The organism is Actibacterium sp. 188UL27-1 (assembly GCF_016901225.1).
GTDB lineage: Bacteria > Pseudomonadota > Alphaproteobacteria > Rhodobacterales > Rhodobacteraceae > 188UL27-1.
On the sequence record NZ_JAFEUL010000014.1, the window covers coordinates 97016 to 114888 of the forward strand.

Genomic DNA, 17873 nt, shown 5'->3' on the forward strand with positions numbered 1-17873 from the left:
TTACATCATCGTCCCCCAAACAGAACGGTGTGCTGCCGTCGCGACTACGTCACCGTTCGGAGATGCGACAGACATTTTGCCCACCAAACATGACGACGAAATCACCGCCATAACGCGCTTAAAGACAATGACATCGGGATCTCTTCACCATGGCAAAGCTGATATATGTTGTAGGCCGAAACGCCCTGGGCAAAGACACTGTCGGTAGACTTGAAGCCGTCGCAGACGCGCTGACACCTGATCATATCGCGTCAACGTCCCAAACACTGGTCCAGGTGGAGGGCAAACTGGGTCTCGCCATCTCGGGCTTCAGCCCCCTGGTGACGGTCCAGGCCAGAAATGTTCTGTTGGGCTTGGTTCTGGATGCCGCCAAGGACAACTGGTCAACGGCGGAGCACGCAGCGATCGATGGCAATTACGCCATTTTCCGGGATTTCCCCGAAGCCTTTGAACTCCTCAGCGACTGTGTCGCGTCCCGGACCATCTGGTATTACTTCGATGATGACGTGCTCATTGCGTCAACTTCTCAGCGGGCCATTGTCAAATATCTTGGCAATTTCGTTTTCGATGCCCGGGTCATCCCGTGGGTCTTGTCCAGCGGATCGCTTGGGCCTGAGCTGTCTTGGGACGCCCGCGTCAAAAAGGTACCAAACAACACCAGACTGTCCCTCGACAAGAGCGGCTGGCGGCTGTCACGCGACACGCGAAAGACACCGTTCCGCTTGAATGATGCCAATCCGTCTGATCAGAAAGACGCCCTGCGCAAGCAGATCGCCTGCTCTATCAAAGACCTCGCCGCGCTTGATTTCGAACGCTGGGCCCTGTCCCTGTCAGGCGGGTATGACAGCCGGTCGATCCTTTTGTTTCTGCACCAGACAATCGGTGTGCCAACATCGCTAAAGGCCATCACATACGTCATGCGCGGTCGCGCGGAAGAAGAAGGGACGGACGGTAAGCTGGCACAGGCCCTCGCCCGGCTTTTTGGGATCGAACATCAATATCTCGAAAAAGACACTGCAGCGATGCCTGTTGCGCGCCTGATCGACCGTTTCTTGTTCTGCGGTGAAGGGCGGATCGATCACTTCCGCGGCTATCTGGACGGTATGGAAAGCTGGCGGGACCTCCACAACAGCGCGACCCAGGGCCTCATTCGCGGTGACATGGGATTTGGCCAACGGCATGTCAGGACCGAGCGAGAAGTGCGAGGCACAGTGGGCAGTCTGCTTGCCGCCGACTTTCGGAATGTGCCGCGGATCCTTGGAAAGCATGCCACCGCTGGGCAGGTCTTGTCGCAAGAGCTTGGTCGGCAACCCGATGAAACGCTGCAAACGTGGCGCGACAGGCTCATGCATCATTTCCGGTTGTCTAGCGTGACCGCCGCGTTGGCCGACGTCAAATATCCCTATCTGGAACAGATCAGCCCACTCTTGTCTGAAAAAATTCTGACGGTCGTCCGCACGCTTCCAGACAATGCGCGGGCAAATAAGGCGTTGTTTCGTCAGATCGTCGCTGAATTCGACGTCGATATTCCGGTCGCCTCAAAAGGCACGGGTCAATCCTTGCGGCGTCTCCTGCGGCAGCCGGAATTCCATACCTATCTGCGCCAGCAACTGGCCCAGCCATATGTGGAAACTGCGCTCGGCGCCGACCTGACCAAAGCCATCCTTTCGGAGTTCCGCGCAGGCAAGGGTTTTGGGCGTTTGCTGTCACTCTGGGGTTTGCAAGGCATGGTATACAGCGCGCTGGATCTATTCTCCGCTCAGGGGCGCGCGCGTTTGCGTTCTCCAAGGCTTGATGGACATATCCTTGCGTTCCGCGCCATCGTCGTGGCGAAAATGCACCGCAACCTCTCGAATGACGATTTCAGCTTTTGAGTGCGACACCGCGTTCAGCAAGGAAGGACGGCAGGATCGTTACTCCGATATTTTGCGTGGCAAAGTGGTAAAGCACATCCACGCTATCGGCCTCGATCTGGGCCCGGCCGGTGACCTTTTCGGTCTTTCCCTTTGGCGACGTAAACTCAGTCGGATCTGCCCGCTGCTGATAGCGGATCCAATCCCAATCTTCCAAGTCAGATGGCCGTCTTGGCGTCCTGCGGGCCCGTGCGTAATCCGTACCAGCCACCAGATACCGCCGCCCATCCGCCAGCTTGCGCGACATCATCGCACTCTTGTCCAGCCAGCCGCCAAAAAGGCAAGCAACGAAAGCCGCAAGGCCCCCACCGGCTCCAGGGAAAGGGCGTTGAGTTCGTTCAGCCCCGCCTCAGCACTGCGTACCATGCCGACAACGCGGGCATAAAAGATCCGGCCTCCATTCGTCAGCGTGATTTTCCGCGTCGTGCGATAAAGCAGGGTCACGCCAAGATAGGCCTCTAGCTCAGATACCGTTTCGCTGATCCGTGAGGGGGCAAGACCAAGGTCCTTGGCTGCCGCGCGAAATGACCCCTCATCGACCACAAGTGCGAGGATTGCCATCTGTCTTAGGTGATCAATCATTGTTCTGTCTTGCGGACCATTTTCCTCTGAAATCAGCGAATATTCGAAGCAATCCAAGAAACCCGGCCTTCATGAGAAGCACGGGGAGGCGCGGGCCATCTGCCAATCGCCACCCCCCCCCGGCGGTCACCCGCATGCAACGTCACGGAGGATGACCAATGTTTGGCGCTAAGCACCGAACTTAATCTGAAATTCGCAGATGCACGCGAATTCCCGGATACAGGCTCCTCGTTTGTCGGTGATTGCCACGACGGCGCAGTCTACGCATTGGACATGACGGGTGAAACCACCCCTGCGCAGGTCGCCCCTCAGTCCGGTTTCCGGTTTGAGCAACGCAACCACCTACACCGAGGGGGATCTATCCAAGCGGTCCGGACGGCGTTAAAGACTGGTTGGCCTCAGACGCTGCGGGCACTTACGAGATGCTGTTTCAACTGATCGGGCAAGGCGGCTTTGCCTTGACCTGCGGCAAGTGCCATGCTGCAGGCACAGACATCGCCGTCTTTGACCTCTATCGTGTGGCAGGGGACAAAATCGTCGAACACTGGATGAATGAAGAAGAGATTGGCCCCGTGAAACATGGGGAAACTCCGGCAAGTTCTAAGCCAGAACCGAAAGGCACACCCGCATGACACTTTTATCCAAGGTCACCCAGGCTGCACGCAACGCAATAGGCCGTCCCAGCCCACGGGTTCTGACGGTAAAAGACGCATGGTTTCTGACACCGAACATGATCCGTGTCGTCTTTGCCGGGCCGGAGCTTGCTGGATTTCCCACAGGCCGCGAGGGCGGCAATTGCAAGCTTATGATCCCCGATATCGGAGAGACGAAAGAGGGTTTTGCCGCGCGGTTGCAGGGCGGTCTGCCCCCCGTCAAACGCACCTACACCGTCCGCAAATTTGACGCCGCAACGGGGCGACTGACCATCGATTTCGTCGCCCATGGTGACAACGGCCCCGCATCACGTTGGGCCAGCCAAGCGAAACCCGGTGACTTTCTTGGATTTGCCGGCCCAAGCGCGCCCAAGGTCCCACATTTTGAGGCCGACTGGTATCTGATCGCCGCGGACCCGTCCGCCATTCCGGTCGCGGCTGCTACATTGGAAGCCATGCCGCGCGACGCAGAGGGTGTCGCGATATTTGAGGTGACCTCACCCGAAGACCGCCAGAACATCGACATACCCGGCGGCATCGATGTCCATTGGCTCATTCAGCCGGATCCGCATGTGCCTTCACAGGCGCAAGAAGACCTCATCCGATCCTTGAACTGGCCCGCTGGTCGCGTGCAGACCTGTATCGCGGGCGAATCCGGGGTGATCCGGTCGCTTCGTGGCTTCCTTGCCACCGAAAAGAACGTCGCGCGCGGGGATACCTACATCTCGGGTTACTGGAAGATCGGGTTGGTCGAGGACGAACATCAAAAGGTCAAACGGGCAGAGGCCGGGTAAACCACGGCCCGCGCGGTAACAACTCCAGACCTTTGCACCCGATGAGTGCGGTCATGATTAGTGTCATCGTGCCATCTCCACTGGCCGTGTTCCTCTGCGGATGGCGCTTTAGCGACTTGCGGGTCTTTTCCCCTTTGGTCAGATCTGGCGCGGCGCGGCTCAGGGGATCGCGCTTTCCAGCTCTTCTAGCAGGCCCGGGGCGTCACGGTCGCTGACCTTGGCCTCGCGGACCAGGCCGTCGAAATGGCGGGTCAGGATGCGGATCCGCTCCGTATCGCGGAAGGCCAGGTAATGTGATCCCAGATAGAGCACGGCCAGCAATGGCCCGAACACCGTGATCGGCGCAGAATACAACTGCTGTGCATCGTAAAAGCTGATCCGCAAACTGGGATAGAACTGGTCATGGGCATGCCGCAGCCAGGCCAGCTGCGCCTTGCGCATCCCGGCAGGGGCCCCGTCATAATACCCTTCGGCCCGGGCAAAGGCGCGCAACTCATGTAGCGGCATCGCAATTTCGATATCCAGCTCCCCGGTGCGCAGGATACCCAGCCGTTCCTCCGCCAGTTGGATCGCGGCTTCGGTGCTGCGACCCAGATGGGGGCTGTATTCCCAGACCAGCATGTCGCGGGTCTTCAGCATATCGGGCAGGGTGGCGGGCACATGGCGGATCTTGTAGCCTTTCGCCTCCTCGTGCCAGGTATAGATCTGCTCATCGATCAGGGCCCGCTGCGCCTCTGACACGGTAACGGAGGCGGCCACCATATCCGCCGCGCGCTCGGGCCGCTCCGACAGGCCCAGCAACCAATCCGCACTGACCCCCAGCGCGCCCGCGCATTCCCCCACGATCTGCGCATTGGGTAGCCGCGCATCGCTGGCCGTCAAAACCTGGCTGATGGTCGAACGATTGACCCCGATCTGCCGCGCCAACGCCGCCTGGCTGATCCCCGTTTCGGCAATGGCCCGGGACAATCGTTGCCGAAACAGGTCGGCACGATCCCGCTTATCCACTTTTTTCATCATATGCTAATTTTTATCACCGATTTTGCATTTTGTTAACGATATATGGTCTTCTGCAACCCTGCTGCTGTCATCTAACTGACAGCTGACGGAAACAACCGAAAATCTGTAATGACACTTGCGCGTTCCGGCCCCGCAACCGCGTGGCCCACCCTTTGCCTTATTGCCTTATGCTATCTTCTTTGGCTCGGTGCCCTGTGGCCCCTGGCAACCCTGTCGCCGACATTTGCGGTGCTTGTGATTGCCGTCTCGGTCGCGTTCCACGCCTCCCTCCAGCATGAGGTGATCCATGGCCATCCCACCCGCCTGATATGGCTCAACACGGCGCTGATCGCCCCCGCCCTGGCCCTGGTGATCCCCTATCTGCGGTTCCGCGACACGCATCTGGCGCATCACCGCGATGCCCGCCTGACCGACCCCTATGATGATCCCGAAAGCAATTTCCTGGACCCGGCCATCTGGTCGGGCCTGCCGCGCGGCATCCAATATATCCTGCGCGCCAACAACACGCTTGCCGGGCGCATCGTGCTGGGGCCTGTCGTGGGGCAGGTCATGTTCGTGCTGTGGGATCTGCGTGCCATCCGCGCCGGGAACCGGGCCGTCTTGCGCGGATGGCTCTGGCATATCCCGGCGGCGCTGGTCGTCCTGGCGCTGGTGGGGGCCGCGCCGCTGCCGGTCTGGGCTTATCTGTTGGGCGTCTACCTTGGCCTCGGCCTGCTCAAGATCCGCTCCTTCCTCGAACACCGCGCCCACGATATCAGCCGCGCTCGATCCGTGATTATCGAAGATCGCGGCCCCTTGGCCCTGCTGTTTCTCAACAACAATCTCCACGTCGTGCACCATATCCATCCCGGCGCGGCCTGGTATGAACTGCCCGGGATCTATGCGGCGGGCAAAGACCGGTTCCTGCGCATGAATGACGGCTACATCTACCGGTCCTATGCCGAGGTCGTGGGCCGCTACCTGTTCCGCTCCAAGGATCCGGTGCCGCACCCCCTCATGCCGGCTGACACGACCCGGCAACCCTAGCATCGCCCGCGCGGCTCTGACAGTGTCGCGCGGATATGATCGAGCTTTGGATCCCCCTCACAATCGCTGCCGCGTTCTTTCAGAACCTGCGGTTCATGCTGCAAAAACGGCTCAAGGATATGGGTCTGTCCGCGGCGGGGGCGACCTATGCGCGGTTCGTCTTTTCCCTGCCGGTGGTGGCCCTTGGCGTTGCGCTTTATGCGGCACAGACCAGTCTGCCGCCGATGTCGGCGCTTTTCTGGCTTTGGGCGCTGCTGGCTGCGGCGTCCCAGGTGCTGGCGACCGTCTGCGTGGTGGCGCTCTTTGCCTTGCGCCAGTTCGCCGTCGGCATCACGTTCAAAAAGTCCGAAGTGCTGCAAACCTCCTTGGTCGGGCTTGTCCTGCTGGGGGAAGCTGTCAGCGGAACGGGCCTCATCGCGCTCCTGATCGGGCTGGTGGCGCTGGTTATCCTGTCCGACGCGCCCGCTGCGATGGGCAGGGGCCGGTTCTTCAACCGGGCCGCCGGGCTGGGCCTGCTGTCCGGGGCGTTCTTTGCCTTGGCGGGCGTGGCGGTGCGGGGTGCAACCCTGGCGCTGCCGACCGATGACCTGATCCTGCGGGCCGGTGCCGCGCTGCTGATGGTCACGGCCCTCCAGGTGGCGGGCATGACGCTCTGGTTCCTGTGGCGGGACAGGGCGCAGATCGGGCATGTGCTGCGGGCCTGGCGGGTGGCGGGGGCTGTCGGCCTCACCGGCATGCTGGGCAGCCTGTGCTGGTTCGCGGCCTTTTCGCTCCAGACCGCCGCCTATGTCTATGCCCTGGGCCAGATTGAACTGATCTTCAGCCTCCTTGGCGGCATCCTGATCTTTCAGGAGATCCCGACACGGCGCGAAGTAGCAGGCATCGCCCTGCTGATGCTCAGCATCCTGGGTGTCGTCTTGGCGGCGGGTCCATGATGGCGGGCAGGGCGGTCATCCGGCCCACCACAATCCGGCGTCAGCTGCGCCCCGTCCGGCGAAAGATCCGGGCAACCTCCTGAACGGCATCAGTTTGCTTGTCGCTCAACCCGGCATCGCCGGTGAAACCCTTCACCATTTCCAGCACCGGGTTCAGCGCGTCTTGCCCGCCCAGCCGCAACAGCTTTTTCGCCAACCGGCTCACCGCGGCATCGATCGTACCGCATTCCGAGACGAGCCAATGGCCCAGGATCATCGCCTCCTCGGCTGCGGGTTTGTCCATGCCATAGGTCGATTGCACCGACCGCAACAATGTCTGCTTTTGCTCTTCGGTGGGGAATTTCCCCATCTCCAGAAACGCGATGGCCAGCGCCGACCCCGCCAGACGCTCTTCATCAATCGACTCGACTGGGTGTTGATCCGCCCGCCTGCGAAACCCGAACCGCCGGGCCGCGCCCAGGACATCAGTGGCCATATCCGTCAGTTCACGGGTGGCATGCGCGGCATCTCGCGCACGGCTTAACCAGAAGTATAACGCGCCAGCGGCAGCCAAAACCCCCAAAAGAATATGCATATTAACGACCTTTGATCAGACAAATGTATTCCGCGTTGAGCTTACCGTTTGACGATGACACACTCAATCAATGTTGAGTGCATTTGCGCAGGTTCCAAACGGGAACAAACTGTTTTGGTCGCGCGTTGAATGTCACTTCGTTGTCATGTGGTTGTGATGGTTGAGCCCATGAGAGATCGCCTAGACCCTTTGATCGCTGAACGCGCGCCGTGGCTTTTTGCGGATCGGCCGGGCACCCAACAGGTGCGCCGGGTGCTGGACCGCGTGCTCAGCTACAACCGCACGGTCGAAATCGCAAAGCAATTGGAACACACGACCGGCCCGCAATTGATGGACCATGTCGCCAGCCTCATCGCGCGCGAAGTCACCGTCGATGGACTCGACAGGATACCGGCCAAGGGTCCGGCCCTTGTGGTCGCCAATCATCCGACCGGCATCGCCGATGGGGTCATCATGTGGTCGGTCCTGGCCAAGCGGCGGCCTGATCTATTCTACTACGCCAATGTCGACATCTTGCGCGCCGTGCCGCAGCTTGAAAGCATGATCGCCCCCGTCGAATGGCGCGTCGAAAAGCGCACCCATGGAAAAACACGGGAAACGATGGCCTATACCCGTCAGGCCATCACCGATGGGCGGCTCGGCGTCATCTTTCCCTCGGGCCGCCTGGCCAAGCGTCGCAATCTCAGCCTGCATGAACGCCCCTGGATGGCATCGGCCGCCATGATCGCGCGCAAGTTCGATCTGGATGTGATCCCGATCAATATCCGGGCGCGGAATTCCGTCCTGTTCTACCTCTTTGACATGATCCACCCGACCCTGCGGGACATCACCCTGTTCCACGAGACGTTGAACAAACACCGCCAACCCTTTGATTTGACCGTCGGACGTCCCATTCCGGCCCGGCAGCTATCCAAGAATTCGGGTGAGGCGATCGAGGATTTGCGCGCCCGCACGCTGCGCCTGGGTGGGCGCCATGCACCCGCCGTGTCCCTTGTCGCGCAAACCCGCCGTCCCCGATGGATCAAAGCCGCATTGGCCAACTGACCCACCGCGCGGCGCGGGTCGGATCAGACCAACCGTTTGACCGTTGAAACCGGGTCGTCATTCTCAACAAACGGAACCGACGCTGGCGGTGCATCGATTGTCAGCAGCGGCTCAACCTCGGCCAGCACCACCTTGGTGATAAAGGCCAGATCAAAGCTCCGTGCCTGTGTGATCGGCACCCATTGCAGATGGGTCAGCTCATCTGACGCATCTGAGAAGCCATTGATATCGCCGGATAAACCCTTGGCCGCGGTCAGGAAAAACCGGGCGTCAAACCGCCGGGGCCGTCCAGGCGGCGTTATGGCGCGAAAAACGAACCGCAGGGATGCGGCAGTCGGGCGATAGCCGCGCGCGGCAAAGCCCTGCCAATCGGCGGGGGCATCGGGCCACGGCCCCGGCGCGCCCAACACAAGGCCCGTCTCCTCCCACAACTCCCGAATGGCCGCGGCGACCAGGGCCGGGGCGCGTTCGGCTGGGGCGCACTGTCCCAACCTGTCCCGGCAGGGCTGTGCCAGTAGATCCAGCAATGGGATGTCCGCATCGCCGGGATCCACGGCCCCGCCCGGAAAGACAAACTTGTTGGGCATGAACACGGCATTGGCGCCGCGCTGCCCCATCAGGATCTCCGGCCCATCCGCACCGGCGCGGTGCACGATCACGGTCGCGGCGTCGCGCACCTGGGTTTTATCCATGGTCTGTGTGATCATCACGGGCGCGGTCCTTTCGACAGGTCCGCCTGCGGTTATCCGGATTTGCCGAAACCGTGCATCCGCTTGGACCATTGCAACGCGATCAGCATGCCTTTGATCCGCGGCAAAAGGAAGAGAGACAACGCCACGCATCCCACCGAAAAGACGGCAACCGTCACCAGAGGGTCAGGCCGCAACTGCACGAAAAAAATGTGCAGCAAGGGCGCCATCAAATGCCCGACGATCAGGATGGTGATATAGGCCGGGCCGTCATCGGCGCGGTGGTGATGCAGTTCCTCGTTGCAGACCGGGCAGGTGTCGCGGACCTTCAAAAATCCCGACATCATCGGACCAGCGCCGCAGTTCGGGCACCGGCGGCGCCATCCGCGCTTGAGAGATTGTTTCAGATCGCGCGGGGCGACCGTGTCGTCGGTGGTGGGCGGCGCTGCCTGGTCCATGATGCGTCCTCGGGCAATTTACGTCGCAATATCGCAGCGTCGCCGGTTTTGCGATGAGGCGATCCGCCCCCGCGTCTGCATGTCGCTGTTCCTGCGGGGACACGGCACCGTCGCCGTCCATCCGGGGCAAAAAATACACCCACCCGCGACGGAGCCGGTGGGGACCGCCGTTAAATGACCATTGCGCGGCAAAACCCGCCGCTGATTGAAACGCGCGGCCCTGACGGGGCGGGCGACCCGTTTGGAGGTATGACATGCGAAAGATGGGTCTACTGGCCGTTCTTATTCTGGTTGGTCTGATGGTGGGTCCCAGGGCCAAGTCCCAATGGAACCATGAGCAGGGCCCGGGATCTGAGAGGTTCGATGTTGCAGCCGTTGCGGAACTTGGCGGTCCGGAACGTGTGCCTGACACCATCGCAGCACTGGGCACGGTGGTCTTGGCCCACCGGATCACATCCGGGGACATATGGCCGACCGGCTGCGACGCAGTCACGGGCGGTTCTGCGCCCCGACCCGCTCAAGCCCGGACCTGAACCCGCGCGGGGCAGGCGGTGTTGACCATCGCCACCCCCCGGCGCTAGGCCTTTGGACCATGGACATGCCGCTCGATGCCTTGTCGAACATATCAGATGACCTCTTGCTAGCGCGGTTCGCCCAGGGAGATCAGGGGGCGGCGCGTGTTTTGACTGTGCGGCTCACCCCGCGCGTCCTGGCCGTGGCGCAGCGCATGTTGGGGGATGCGGCCGAGGCAGAGGATGTGGCCCAGGAGGCGATGATGCGATTGTGGAAGATGGCGCCGAATTGGCAGGCGGGCACGGCCCAGGTCTCAACCTGGCTCTACCGGGTGGCCGCAAATTTATGCACGGATCGGCTGCGGCGCAGTCGGCGGCGCGGGGTGTCGCTGGATGCCGTGCCCGAGCCCGTGGATGACCGCCCCGGCGTGGAACAGGATTTGCAGATGCGCGCCCGGGCCGATGCCTTGCAGGCCGCGCTCATGACCTTGCCCGAGCGCCAGCGCCAGGCCGTGATCCTGCGCCATCTCGAAGGCCTGGCCAACCCGCAGATCGCCGCGGTGATGGACATTAGCACCGAGGCGGTGGAAAGTCTGACCGCCCGCGGCAAACGTGCCCTGGCCCTGGTATTGACGGGCCAGAAGGCAGCATTGGGACTGGACCTATGACGGATGACAGATCAGCGAAAGACCGGGGCCTGGATGACGGGGCGCTGGAGGTGTTTTTCGACGCGGCACGCCGGACGGGCCCTGCGCCCTCCGACGATCTGTTGCGCCGGGTCATGGCCGATGCCGCACAATCGGCACAACCGGCCGTATCAGCCCGGCCCGCCTTGCCCTGGTGGCGCAGCGCCTGGGCGAGCCTGGGTGGTTGGCCATCCATGGCTGGTCTGTGTACCGCGACGATTGCCGGCATCCTGATCGGATACAGCCCGCCTGCCGCGCTGGATGTATTGCTGGCGGATCTGCAGGGGGAGCAGGTGGCAAGCTTTCTAGTGGATGACGCCTTTTTGACTGTTTTCGAGACCGACCTGATGACGGATGACTGAGCCTATGTCGCATGACCCCACCCCACCGCCTGCCGCAGGGTCGCCCCGCTGGATCCGGATTGCCCTGGTCGCCTCGCTCGCCGTCAACCTCTTGATCCTGGGTGCCATCGGGGGGGCTGTCCTGTCGGGCAAGCCGGGCCCGGGTGGCAGGTCCGGGGATGAGATACGCCGCCTTGGCGTTGGTCCCTATGGCCGTGCCCTGACGTCGGAACAGCGCGCGGTCTTGCGCGACCGGATGGGCGCCCGCCGGGCCGATCTGAGCCGGACGGGCAGGGCGTTGCGGCAGGACTTCCGGCAGACGCTGATCGTGTTGCGGGCCGATGATCTGGACACTGCGCGGCTGGCCGAGATGCTGCAACGCCAGCGGGCGGGGGCCCAAGCCTTGCGGGATGTGGGACAGGACCTCATGATCGAGGTCATCGGGCAAATGAGCGTCGCGGAACGCCGGGCCTTTGCCGACCGGTTGGAGCAATCGCAAAAACGCCGTCCCCGCGGGGACCGCAAGGGCGCTGACCAGGATCGCTGATCCCTTTGCGACGTAAGGTGCCATTGCCCTGTTGCGGGGCGCGCGCCACCTATGCGCAAGGGTTCATGGGAAGGATGATAGGATGAAGGGTTCGCGCCCCGAGCAAGCGGTTTTGACCCGCGACACGGATATGAGCCAGACCGAGGCGACCCGCGCCGTGATCGAAGGCATGGTCGATGGGCTGAACGATCACCGGATCGACGATATCGGCCAGTTCTTTGCCGAGGGCTTTCGCTGGATGGGCAACTTTGGCTGCGGTACCAAGATCGGCCTTAAGGAGTTTCAGGACAACTGGCAGCGCCCATTTCAGGCGGCTTTTTCCGACAAGGTCTGTGTCGATGAGGCGCGGATATACATGGGCGAATGGGCCGCCGCCTTTGGCCGGCAGGAGGCCACCCATTCCGGGGCATTCATGGGGGTCGCGCCCACCGGCAAACGGGTGGAGATCAGGTATATGGATTTCTGGAAAGTCGTCGATGGCAAGATCGTGGACAATTGGGTGATGGTCGATTTTCCCCATGTGCTCAGCCAGCTTGGCGTGGACGTCTTCGATGGGCAGGGTTGGGACGCGTTCGACCGCAAAGAGAAAGATCCGCCGCGTCCCTGAATTGGAACGGATGCGCCACGGATTCTGTGCCTCCGGCGGGGATATTTATGAACACATAATGGGGCAGTTTTGCCAAGGTTTCGGCGAAGGCGCCATTCATGGCGGTTTTGCATGGGATCGGGCCATGGCAGATGGCAGTCAGGACTGTTTCCGGGACCGTTTGCTTTTGGTGGTCCTCCGACGTTTGGCAAGATCAGCGGCGCGTTTGCGGATCGCCGCAGCGAGGGACGGTGCATCGGGCCGACCTGTCATCTGGCCGTGAAGATTGTCCAGAACACCTGCGATGCTATGGCTGGCCCTATCTTCGGGGTCCAGCCTGCATGCCGCATGATACGCGTTCTGCAGCGCCGTCAGGCGAAAGCGCAGGTCCATCTCGGATGGCCGCTGGGGGCCGATATCAGCGAGGATCGGCAGCAGATCGGTGGGCGCGGTGGCGGATTTGCAGATCTGCGTGTGTCGCCGGGCAATTGGCGACAGCACGGCCTGCCGCTGCGCCTCGCCTCGGCGTATCGTGATGTGATGCTGGGTGACCGGGAAATCCGTGGCAGCAGTGGCGGCGATCCAGGTCTGCTCCAGCCGCCGCGTCGCCAGCGCCTGAAGATCCAGCCGGTGGGCCTGATCGACTGCCATGGGAAAAAGACCGATCGCGTAAGACTGCCCGATCCCGTCCGTCTGCAGCACCTCGGTAAGATCGCGCATCACGGCCCAGATCCGATCCGGCGACGTGGCTTTCCGGATCCGCGCTTCTGCAGCCGCCACGGCCTGGTGGAGATCCGCGGCCGATCGGGCCCAGGCCTGGGCCTCCGCCGCGGTTTCCTGTGGCTCGGGTTCCCCGATCCCGGCTTCCAGCGCGGCCTTGTAGGCGGCTTCCCCCTCTGTCGTGGCCTCCCGAACCTCCGTCGGGTCCCAGCAATCCAGCGCCTTGATGAACCGGGTCTGCGCGAGCTTGCGATGGGCCATCGCGGATTGCAAATCCACCCCGAAATGCCGCGCATAGTCAAACAAAAGCGCCCGATCCAACCTCTTCGACGGATAGCGATGGGCATAGCGGTCCGCAGCCTCCCACGGTTGGGTCGGCCCTTCCGCGAACCAACTCCACCCGCATTCCGCCATCCCCTGATCCACATCAATGCGGCGCACGACCGTCCCACCCTGGCGCAGGGTCAGCCCATGCCGTTGGAGGGTTTTGCGCTCAAACAGGCTCTCGATCGTGACCATCGTCAGGCCCGTCCGCAACCGGCCCATATGGTCCGGCAGATCGTCATGGCCCCAATGCTCCACCAGTGTCACACCGGAACTGCCCGCCGGTTCACTGACCGTAACCCCCCAATAACAGACCGACACGGTATCGCCGAGTTCGGCCCGTCGCGCCTGCGCGTCCAAACTGTCCTGGTGGTAGATGTCATTGGGGCGCCGCATTTCGCCCTGGATCACGATGGACCGGCCCTGGGTTGCGCGGAACACCCCTGTGACCAAGGCCGCGACCTCATGGAAAGGGGCCAAACAGATCGTGGCCAGAACCACCTGGTCCTGGTGGGTCATATCGCCCACTTGGTAGGTCAGGTGAATGTCTCGGGTCATGGCCGGCCTCGCGTGATGCCGCGCTAGCCTGACGGTGAATTTTGGCGAATTTCGGGCAGGCTCAGCTCAGGATCAACCCCATCACGACCATAATCAGCCCCAGGGCCGAAATCCCGAACGCCCCCAGATTGAACGCCACGGCCTTTTGCAGCCGCGCCCGCAATGTGTCGTCATCCAGGCCGGCCCGGCGGGCGCGCGACACATCCACGATGCACCAGATGATGCCGGCCAGCCCCACGACAGACAGCAACGCGCCGATCCAGATAAGACTTTCCATCCGCTATCTCTCCTCCCGGTCGGGCTAGCGGGTTTTGCCAAAGGGGGCAAGCACGCGCGCCCTGTTGCAAAACCGTCACCGCACGGTCACCCACCGGTCAAGCGGCGGTTCCATGGTGAGGATCCAACGATATCGCCGCGCACGGTCGCGGCCCCAACAGAAAGGTTCCAGCCATGCGCCAGTATACCCGCCTGTCCCGCCGCGCCGTTCTTGCCGGTGGCACCGCCTTCACCACAGCGCTTGCCATGCCCGGCATTTCCCGCGCCGCCACGCGCCCCACCTTTACGCACGGGGTGCAATCGGGCGATGTCGATATCTCCTCCGGCATGATCTGGACCCGGACCGACCGTCCGGCCCGCGTGATGATGGAAGTCTCGACCACCGAGAGCTTTGCCAATGCCCGCCGCCTGACCGCGATGGATGCGCTGCCCGAAAGCGACTTTGCCGTCAAACGCCTGATCCAGGGCCTCCCCTCGGATCAAGAGATTTTCTATCGCTTCACCGCCGCCGATCTGAGCGACATCAACACGGTGTCAGAGCCCCTGGTGGGCCGGTTCCGCACCGCGCCGTCGGCCCGGCGCAACATTCGCTTTGCCTGGTCCGGTGACACGGCAGGGCAGGGCTGGGGCATCGATGATGAGGGTATGGCGACCTATGCGACCATGGCTCGCCACGAACCTGACTTTTTCATCCATTCCGGCGACACCGTCTATGCCGACGGCCCAATGGAGGACACGGTCGAGAAAGACGGACAGGTGATCTGGACCAACACCAACCTGATCGATGAAAAGCGCAAAGTCGCCGAAACCTTGGACGAATTCCGCGGCCAGTGGAAATACAACATGATGGACGCGCATGTGCGCGCGATGAACGCGTCCGTCCCGACTTTCTTCCAGTGGGATGACCACGAGGTGGTGAACAACTGGTCCGACAGCAAGGATATGATCGCCGACGAACGCTATACCGAAAAGTCGGTGCATCTTCTGACCGCCCGGGCCAGCCGCGCCTTCCACGAGATGACGCCGATGCGGGTGAGCCAGGCGGAACCGGGCCGGGTCTACCGCAAGATCAATTATGGCCCGCTGCTCGACGTCTTCTTCTTGGATCTGCGCAGCTATCGCGGCCCCAACACTGCGGACATGACCGAGACATTGACGGAGGAGCAGCGCGTGCTGGGCGCCGAGCAGATGTCCTGGCTCAAGCGGGAGCTGGCGCAATCCACCGCCACCTGGAAGGTCATCGCCTCGGACCAGCCCATCGGTTTGATTGTGTGGGACAATTTCCGCGAACAGTCTGGCTCCGAAGGGATTGCCGACGGCACCGGTGGCCCCGCCATGGGGCGCGAGGTCGAGGTGGCAGAGCTGTTGCGGTTCATGAAAACCGCCAACATCACCAACACGGTCTGGCTGACGGCGGATGTGCATTACACGGCCGCCCATTACTATGATCCCAACACGGCGCAGTTCCAGGATTTCGAGCCCTTCTGGGAGTTTGTGTCGGGCCCGCTCCATGCCGGCACCTTTGGCCCCAACGCCTTGGACGCCACATTCGGCCCGGAGGTGCGGTTCGTGAAGGCGCCGACGGAAGAGCAGGGGATCAACCTGCCGCCATCGATGGGGCTGCAATTCTTTGGCCTGGTGGATATCGACGGCGCGACCGAGCAGATGACCGTGCGCCTCATGGACCGGGCCGATGCCGAATTGTGGTCGGTTACGCTTGATCCGCAGCGGAGCCTCTGACTACGCATGTTGATTTGGCGGTCTGGCCCCTGGGGGCAGGTCGCCCGTTCCGGTCTTGCCTCACACCGGGGGCGGCGCTAGGGAGAGCCCCCGATATCCCGCAAAGAGGCAGCAGCGATGAACGATGACGTGACCGAAACCAGTGGCGACGTAACCTACCGGGTGACGGCGGACGAGTTGCGCCAGTTCATCGAGCGGTTCGAGCGGCTGGAGGCAGAAAAGAAAGACATCGCCGACCAGCAGAAGGAGGTCATGGCCGAGGCCAAGGGCCGTGGCTACGACACCAAGGTGATCCGCAAGGTCATCGCCCTGCGCCGCCGGGAGCCCGACGATATCGCCGAGGAAGAGGCGGTGCTGGATATGTACAAGCAAGCGCTGGGTATGTGAACCCCGTGGATGCGAAACCGCAGGCTTTATGGATGCGCGGACCGACGGTGACGTGTCGACCGATGGTGAACCCCGCGCATGGCCCAAGTTTATGGCATATGCATCGGATGTGCACAGGGTCCGCATGCGTTGTGCAGACGCATATCTGCCCCTTGACGCGACCCGCCCATGTCCACTAAAGCGCAGCGAGTGCCCCTATAGCTCAGCTGGTAGAGCAACTGATTTGTAATCAGTAGGTCCGCGGTTCGAGTCCGTGTGGGGGCACCACTCTTATTCATAAAATTCAGAAACTTGCGACAAAATCCAAATGAGTTGGTTTTGTAGTTTTTGACCCTATGGTCGAATTTTGAGGTTTTTCGTGAATCGCGATCAAATGTTACAGTTTCGGGGCAAATCGAGTGTAGAATAAGGGTTATCGCCCCACGGGAGATTTGAAATGATCACTTTTCATATTTCGATATATCGGCCCATTCCTCAAGAAGTTCCGCTGGAAGGTGGCGATTGGTGCATTGAATTTGAGCTACACGACGACACAGGTATTCCCTCGGGTGATGGGAAGATTGGGATTATGCTGCCAAAAGGAGCAAGTGAAGATGACGTACGCGCCCTCCAAAGGGCGCTTCATATCAAGGGTGCAACGCTAGCTTTGATCGAACAGTCTGGATCGCTGGCAGTTCATCTATCCGCGGTTCTCGATCTGTGGAGTCCACGAAACGATGAAGGTTGATGGCCCCCGATGGAAAGATGTCAGCCTTGCGCTTACCCATACCCTCTTCGACAAAACCGCGTGACTGACGGCGCAACCATTGCTCATAGGATTGTAAATCACATCTCCGTCATTGATGAATATGGTCACCGTGACAGAGCGGCAATTGAAATGGGCCAGGGGTCTTTGCCCTTGGAAGGATCGATAGACCTCGCCAGATCGCAGATGTCTTGCCGTCCAGAACCGATGTCCAGCGTAGCCCGCGCAAGTTCTCCAAATCTGTGCTGGCCACATCGTCATGAACCGTGGCTTGAACATGGGCGTAGAGGGTCCGCGCGGTGCCCAGTACATATTTGGCCGTGCGGGGGAAGACGGTGTGACACAAGGTTTGATGCGCGTGCGTCTGACCGTCATAGGAGAAAGACATGAAATGGGTCTAGGTCGTTGGTTTGGCGTGCCCCTCTCGGAATCGCGCGAATGCTCCTAAAACTGCCCAAGCTGGGAGGTCCGGCTCGGGTGGCCGCTGCCTGAGCAGCGCGCGGATCTTGGCAAGGTTGGTCTTGCGGCCGCCGCTGGCCGGCAGACCGTAGTGCCGGGTACGGTGGAACCCGTCAGGAAGAACATGCATCAGGAAACGGCGCATGAACTTGCTTGTTTCGCTCCGCATGATCTTTTGCCGGTTGACCTGCTCCCCTGAAATGTCCGGTGTTTTTGGTTAGCCTGTTCTCCAAGAAGGAGACAGATGATGAAGAGAAGCCGTTTCAGTGAAGAACAGATAATCGGGATATTGAAAGAACATCAG

At 61.4% G+C, this 17873-nt stretch carries 21 protein-coding genes, 1 tRNA gene and 1 pseudogene; 14 read left to right on the forward strand and 9 right to left on the reverse strand.

Annotation, left to right across the window (positions count from 1 at the left end; genetic code table 11):
* The first annotated feature begins 149 nt into the window (after positions 1–149).
* Positions 150–1874, forward strand: coding sequence for a hypothetical protein (locus tag IU397_RS16775; protein ID WP_204415938.1), 1725 nt, complete (start codon positions 150–152; stop codon positions 1872–1874).
* Here IU397_RS16775 and IU397_RS23405 read toward each other — a convergent pair.
* Both IU397_RS23405 and IU397_RS23410 read right to left on the reverse strand, forming a co-directional pair.
* Positions 1864–2160 (reverse strand): LysR substrate-binding domain-containing protein, encoded by a 297-nt coding sequence (locus tag IU397_RS23405; RefSeq protein ID WP_239479880.1) that lies wholly within the window; start codon positions 2158–2160, stop codon positions 1864–1866. The genes IU397_RS16775 and IU397_RS23405 overlap by 11 nt on opposite strands.
* A complete protein-coding gene (locus tag IU397_RS23410) occupies positions 2160–2495 on the reverse strand; it encodes a LysR family transcriptional regulator (RefSeq protein ID WP_239479881.1) in 336 nt (111 codons plus the stop codon). The genes IU397_RS23405 and IU397_RS23410 overlap by 1 nt, the downstream gene beginning before the upstream one ends.
* Positions 2496–2917: 422 nt before the next feature.
* Between IU397_RS23410 and IU397_RS16785 the strand changes: the two genes are divergently transcribed.
* Both IU397_RS16785 and IU397_RS16790 read left to right on the forward strand, forming a co-directional pair.
* Positions 2918–3127 (forward strand): hypothetical protein, encoded by a 210-nt coding sequence (locus IU397_RS16785; protein WP_204415939.1) that lies wholly within the window; start codon positions 2918–2920, stop codon positions 3125–3127.
* Positions 3124–3942 carry a siderophore-interacting protein gene (locus IU397_RS16790; protein ID WP_204415941.1) on the forward strand — a complete coding sequence of 273 codons (819 nt, stop codon included), beginning with the start codon at positions 3124–3126 and terminating at the stop codon, positions 3940–3942. Before IU397_RS16785 ends, IU397_RS16790 begins: the two co-directional genes overlap by 4 nt.
* 159 nt (positions 3943–4101) lie before the next feature.
* Here IU397_RS16790 and IU397_RS16795 read toward each other — a convergent pair whose 3' ends face one another.
* The gene (locus IU397_RS16795; protein WP_204415943.1) at positions 4102–4962 is read right to left on the reverse strand and encodes a helix-turn-helix domain-containing protein; all 861 of its coding nucleotides are present in this window, start codon (positions 4960–4962) and stop codon (positions 4102–4104) included.
* 108 nt (positions 4963–5070) lie between these two features.
* On the opposite strand from IU397_RS16795, the gene IU397_RS16800 reads away from it, so the two are divergent.
* Both IU397_RS16800 and IU397_RS16805 read left to right on the forward strand, forming a co-directional pair.
* On the forward strand, positions 5071–5988 hold the full coding sequence (locus tag IU397_RS16800; RefSeq protein ID WP_204415945.1) for a fatty acid desaturase: 918 nt from the start codon (positions 5071–5073) through the stop codon (positions 5986–5988).
* A 35-nt stretch (positions 5989–6023) separates the two neighbouring features.
* Positions 6024–6923, forward strand: a complete 900-nt coding sequence (locus IU397_RS16805) for a DMT family transporter (RefSeq protein WP_239479882.1) — start codon at positions 6024–6026, stop codon at positions 6921–6923.
* Positions 6924–6963: 40 nt separating this feature from the next.
* Here the strand turns inward: IU397_RS16805 and IU397_RS16810 are convergent, their stop codons facing one another.
* Entirely contained in the window at positions 6964–7497 is a 534-nt protein-coding gene (locus tag IU397_RS16810) for a hypothetical protein (protein WP_204415947.1), read from the reverse strand.
* A 168-nt stretch (positions 7498–7665) separates the two neighbouring features.
* Between IU397_RS16810 and IU397_RS16815 the strand changes: the two genes are divergently transcribed.
* Positions 7666–8541, forward strand: a complete 876-nt coding sequence (locus IU397_RS16815) for a 1-acyl-sn-glycerol-3-phosphate acyltransferase (protein ID WP_239479883.1) — start codon at positions 7666–7668, stop codon at positions 8539–8541.
* A 23-nt stretch (positions 8542–8564) separates the two neighbouring features.
* Here the strand turns inward: IU397_RS16815 and IU397_RS16820 are convergent, their stop codons facing one another.
* Entirely contained in the window at positions 8565–9248 is a 684-nt protein-coding gene (locus IU397_RS16820; protein WP_204415949.1) for an NUDIX hydrolase, read from the reverse strand.
* Between the two features lie 35 nt (positions 9249–9283).
* Positions 9284–9688: a DUF983 domain-containing protein gene (locus tag IU397_RS16825; RefSeq protein WP_204415951.1), complete on the reverse strand. Its 405-nt coding sequence runs from the start codon at positions 9686–9688 to the stop codon at positions 9284–9286.
* A gap of 592 nt (positions 9689–10280) precedes the next feature.
* Between IU397_RS16825 and IU397_RS16830 the strand changes: the two genes are divergently transcribed.
* The 4 genes from IU397_RS16830 to IU397_RS16845 all read left to right on the forward strand — a co-directional run bounded on the left by IU397_RS16830 (position 10281) and on the right by IU397_RS16845 (position 12381).
* Complete coding sequence (locus tag IU397_RS16830; protein ID WP_204415995.1) at positions 10281–10868, forward strand: RNA polymerase sigma factor; 588 nt, start codon at positions 10281–10283, stop codon at positions 10866–10868.
* Complete coding sequence (locus tag IU397_RS16835; RefSeq protein ID WP_204415953.1) at positions 10865–11248, forward strand: hypothetical protein; 384 nt, start codon at positions 10865–10867, stop codon at positions 11246–11248. Before IU397_RS16830 ends, IU397_RS16835 begins: the two co-directional genes overlap by 4 nt.
* A 4-nt stretch (positions 11249–11252) precedes the next feature.
* Positions 11253–11774: a periplasmic heavy metal sensor gene (locus IU397_RS16840; protein WP_204415955.1), complete on the forward strand. Its 522-nt coding sequence runs from the start codon at positions 11253–11255 to the stop codon at positions 11772–11774.
* A gap of 82 nt (positions 11775–11856) precedes the next feature.
* Positions 11857–12381, forward strand: coding sequence for an ester cyclase (locus IU397_RS16845; RefSeq protein WP_204415956.1), 525 nt, complete (start codon positions 11857–11859; stop codon positions 12379–12381).
* A 138-nt stretch (positions 12382–12519) separates the two neighbouring features.
* Here the strand turns inward: IU397_RS16845 and IU397_RS16850 are convergent, their stop codons facing one another.
* Positions 12520–13962, reverse strand: coding sequence for a hypothetical protein (locus IU397_RS16850; RefSeq protein WP_204415959.1), 1443 nt, complete (start codon positions 13960–13962; stop codon positions 12520–12522).
* 61 nt (positions 13963–14023) lie between these two features.
* Entirely contained in the window at positions 14024–14239 is a 216-nt protein-coding gene (locus IU397_RS16855) for a hypothetical protein (protein ID WP_204415960.1), read from the reverse strand.
* Positions 14240–14412: 173 nt separating this feature from the next.
* Between IU397_RS16855 and IU397_RS16860 the strand changes: the two genes are divergently transcribed.
* From IU397_RS16860 to IU397_RS16875, 4 genes are all read left to right on the forward strand, one after another.
* Positions 14413–15978 carry an alkaline phosphatase gene (locus IU397_RS16860; RefSeq protein WP_204415962.1) on the forward strand — a complete coding sequence of 522 codons (1566 nt, stop codon included), beginning with the start codon at positions 14413–14415 and terminating at the stop codon, positions 15976–15978.
* 117 nt (positions 15979–16095) lie between these two features.
* Entirely contained in the window at positions 16096–16365 is a 270-nt protein-coding gene (locus IU397_RS16865; RefSeq protein ID WP_204415964.1) for a DUF2312 domain-containing protein, read from the forward strand.
* Positions 16366–16556: 191 nt separating this feature from the next.
* Positions 16557–16632 (forward strand) — tRNA-Thr (locus tag IU397_RS16870).
* A gap of 169 nt (positions 16633–16801) precedes the next feature.
* On the forward strand, positions 16802–17092 hold the full coding sequence (locus IU397_RS16875; protein ID WP_204415966.1) for a hypothetical protein: 291 nt from the start codon (positions 16802–16804) through the stop codon (positions 17090–17092).
* A gap of 487 nt (positions 17093–17579) precedes the next feature.
* Here the strand turns inward: IU397_RS16875 and IU397_RS16880 are convergent.
* Positions 17580–17744, reverse strand: a pseudogene (locus tag IU397_RS16880) (transposase); the annotation flags it as partial.
* Positions 17745–17873 lie beyond the last annotated feature (129 nt).

Coding starts and splice junctions, on each gene's coding strand:
- IU397_RS16850 (WP_204415959.1), bottom strand. CDS start 13,962: ATGACCCGAGACATTCACCTGACCTACCAAGTGGGCGATATGACCCAC.
- IU397_RS23405 (WP_239479880.1), bottom strand. CDS start 2,160: ATGTCGCGCAAGCTGGCGGATGGGCGGCGGTATCTGGTGGCTGGTACG.
- IU397_RS16805 (WP_239479882.1), top strand. CDS start 6,024: ATGATCGAGCTTTGGATCCCCCTCACAATCGCTGCCGCGTTCTTTCAG.
- IU397_RS23410 (WP_239479881.1), bottom strand. CDS start 2,495: ATGATTGATCACCTAAGACAGATGGCAATCCTCGCACTTGTGGTCGAT.
- IU397_RS16815 (WP_239479883.1), top strand. CDS start 7,666: ATGAGAGATCGCCTAGACCCTTTGATCGCTGAACGCGCGCCGTGGCTT.
- IU397_RS16800 (WP_204415945.1), top strand. CDS start 5,071: ATGACACTTGCGCGTTCCGGCCCCGCAACCGCGTGGCCCACCCTTTGC.
- IU397_RS16860 (WP_204415962.1), top strand. CDS start 14,413: ATGCGCCAGTATACCCGCCTGTCCCGCCGCGCCGTTCTTGCCGGTGGC.
- IU397_RS16845 (WP_204415956.1), top strand. CDS start 11,857: ATGAAGGGTTCGCGCCCCGAGCAAGCGGTTTTGACCCGCGACACGGAT.
- IU397_RS16795 (WP_204415943.1), bottom strand. CDS start 4,962: ATGATGAAAAAAGTGGATAAGCGGGATCGTGCCGACCTGTTTCGGCAA.
- IU397_RS16840 (WP_204415955.1), top strand. CDS start 11,253: ATGTCGCATGACCCCACCCCACCGCCTGCCGCAGGGTCGCCCCGCTGG.
- IU397_RS16790 (WP_204415941.1), top strand. CDS start 3,124: ATGACACTTTTATCCAAGGTCACCCAGGCTGCACGCAACGCAATAGGC.
- IU397_RS16865 (WP_204415964.1), top strand. CDS start 16,096: ATGAACGATGACGTGACCGAAACCAGTGGCGACGTAACCTACCGGGTG.
- IU397_RS16825 (WP_204415951.1), bottom strand. CDS start 9,688: ATGGACCAGGCAGCGCCGCCCACCACCGACGACACGGTCGCCCCGCGC.
- IU397_RS16830 (WP_204415995.1), top strand. CDS start 10,281: ATGGACATGCCGCTCGATGCCTTGTCGAACATATCAGATGACCTCTTG.
- IU397_RS16835 (WP_204415953.1), top strand. CDS start 10,865: ATGACGGATGACAGATCAGCGAAAGACCGGGGCCTGGATGACGGGGCG.
- IU397_RS16855 (WP_204415960.1), bottom strand. CDS start 14,239: ATGGAAAGTCTTATCTGGATCGGCGCGTTGCTGTCTGTCGTGGGGCTG.
- IU397_RS16810 (WP_204415947.1), bottom strand. CDS start 7,497: ATGCATATTCTTTTGGGGGTTTTGGCTGCCGCTGGCGCGTTATACTTC.
- IU397_RS16775 (WP_204415938.1), top strand. CDS start 150: ATGGCAAAGCTGATATATGTTGTAGGCCGAAACGCCCTGGGCAAAGAC.
- IU397_RS16820 (WP_204415949.1), bottom strand. CDS start 9,248: ATGATCACACAGACCATGGATAAAACCCAGGTGCGCGACGCCGCGACC.
- IU397_RS16875 (WP_204415966.1), top strand. CDS start 16,802: ATGATCACTTTTCATATTTCGATATATCGGCCCATTCCTCAAGAAGTT.
- IU397_RS16785 (WP_204415939.1), top strand. CDS start 2,918: ATGCTGTTTCAACTGATCGGGCAAGGCGGCTTTGCCTTGACCTGCGGC.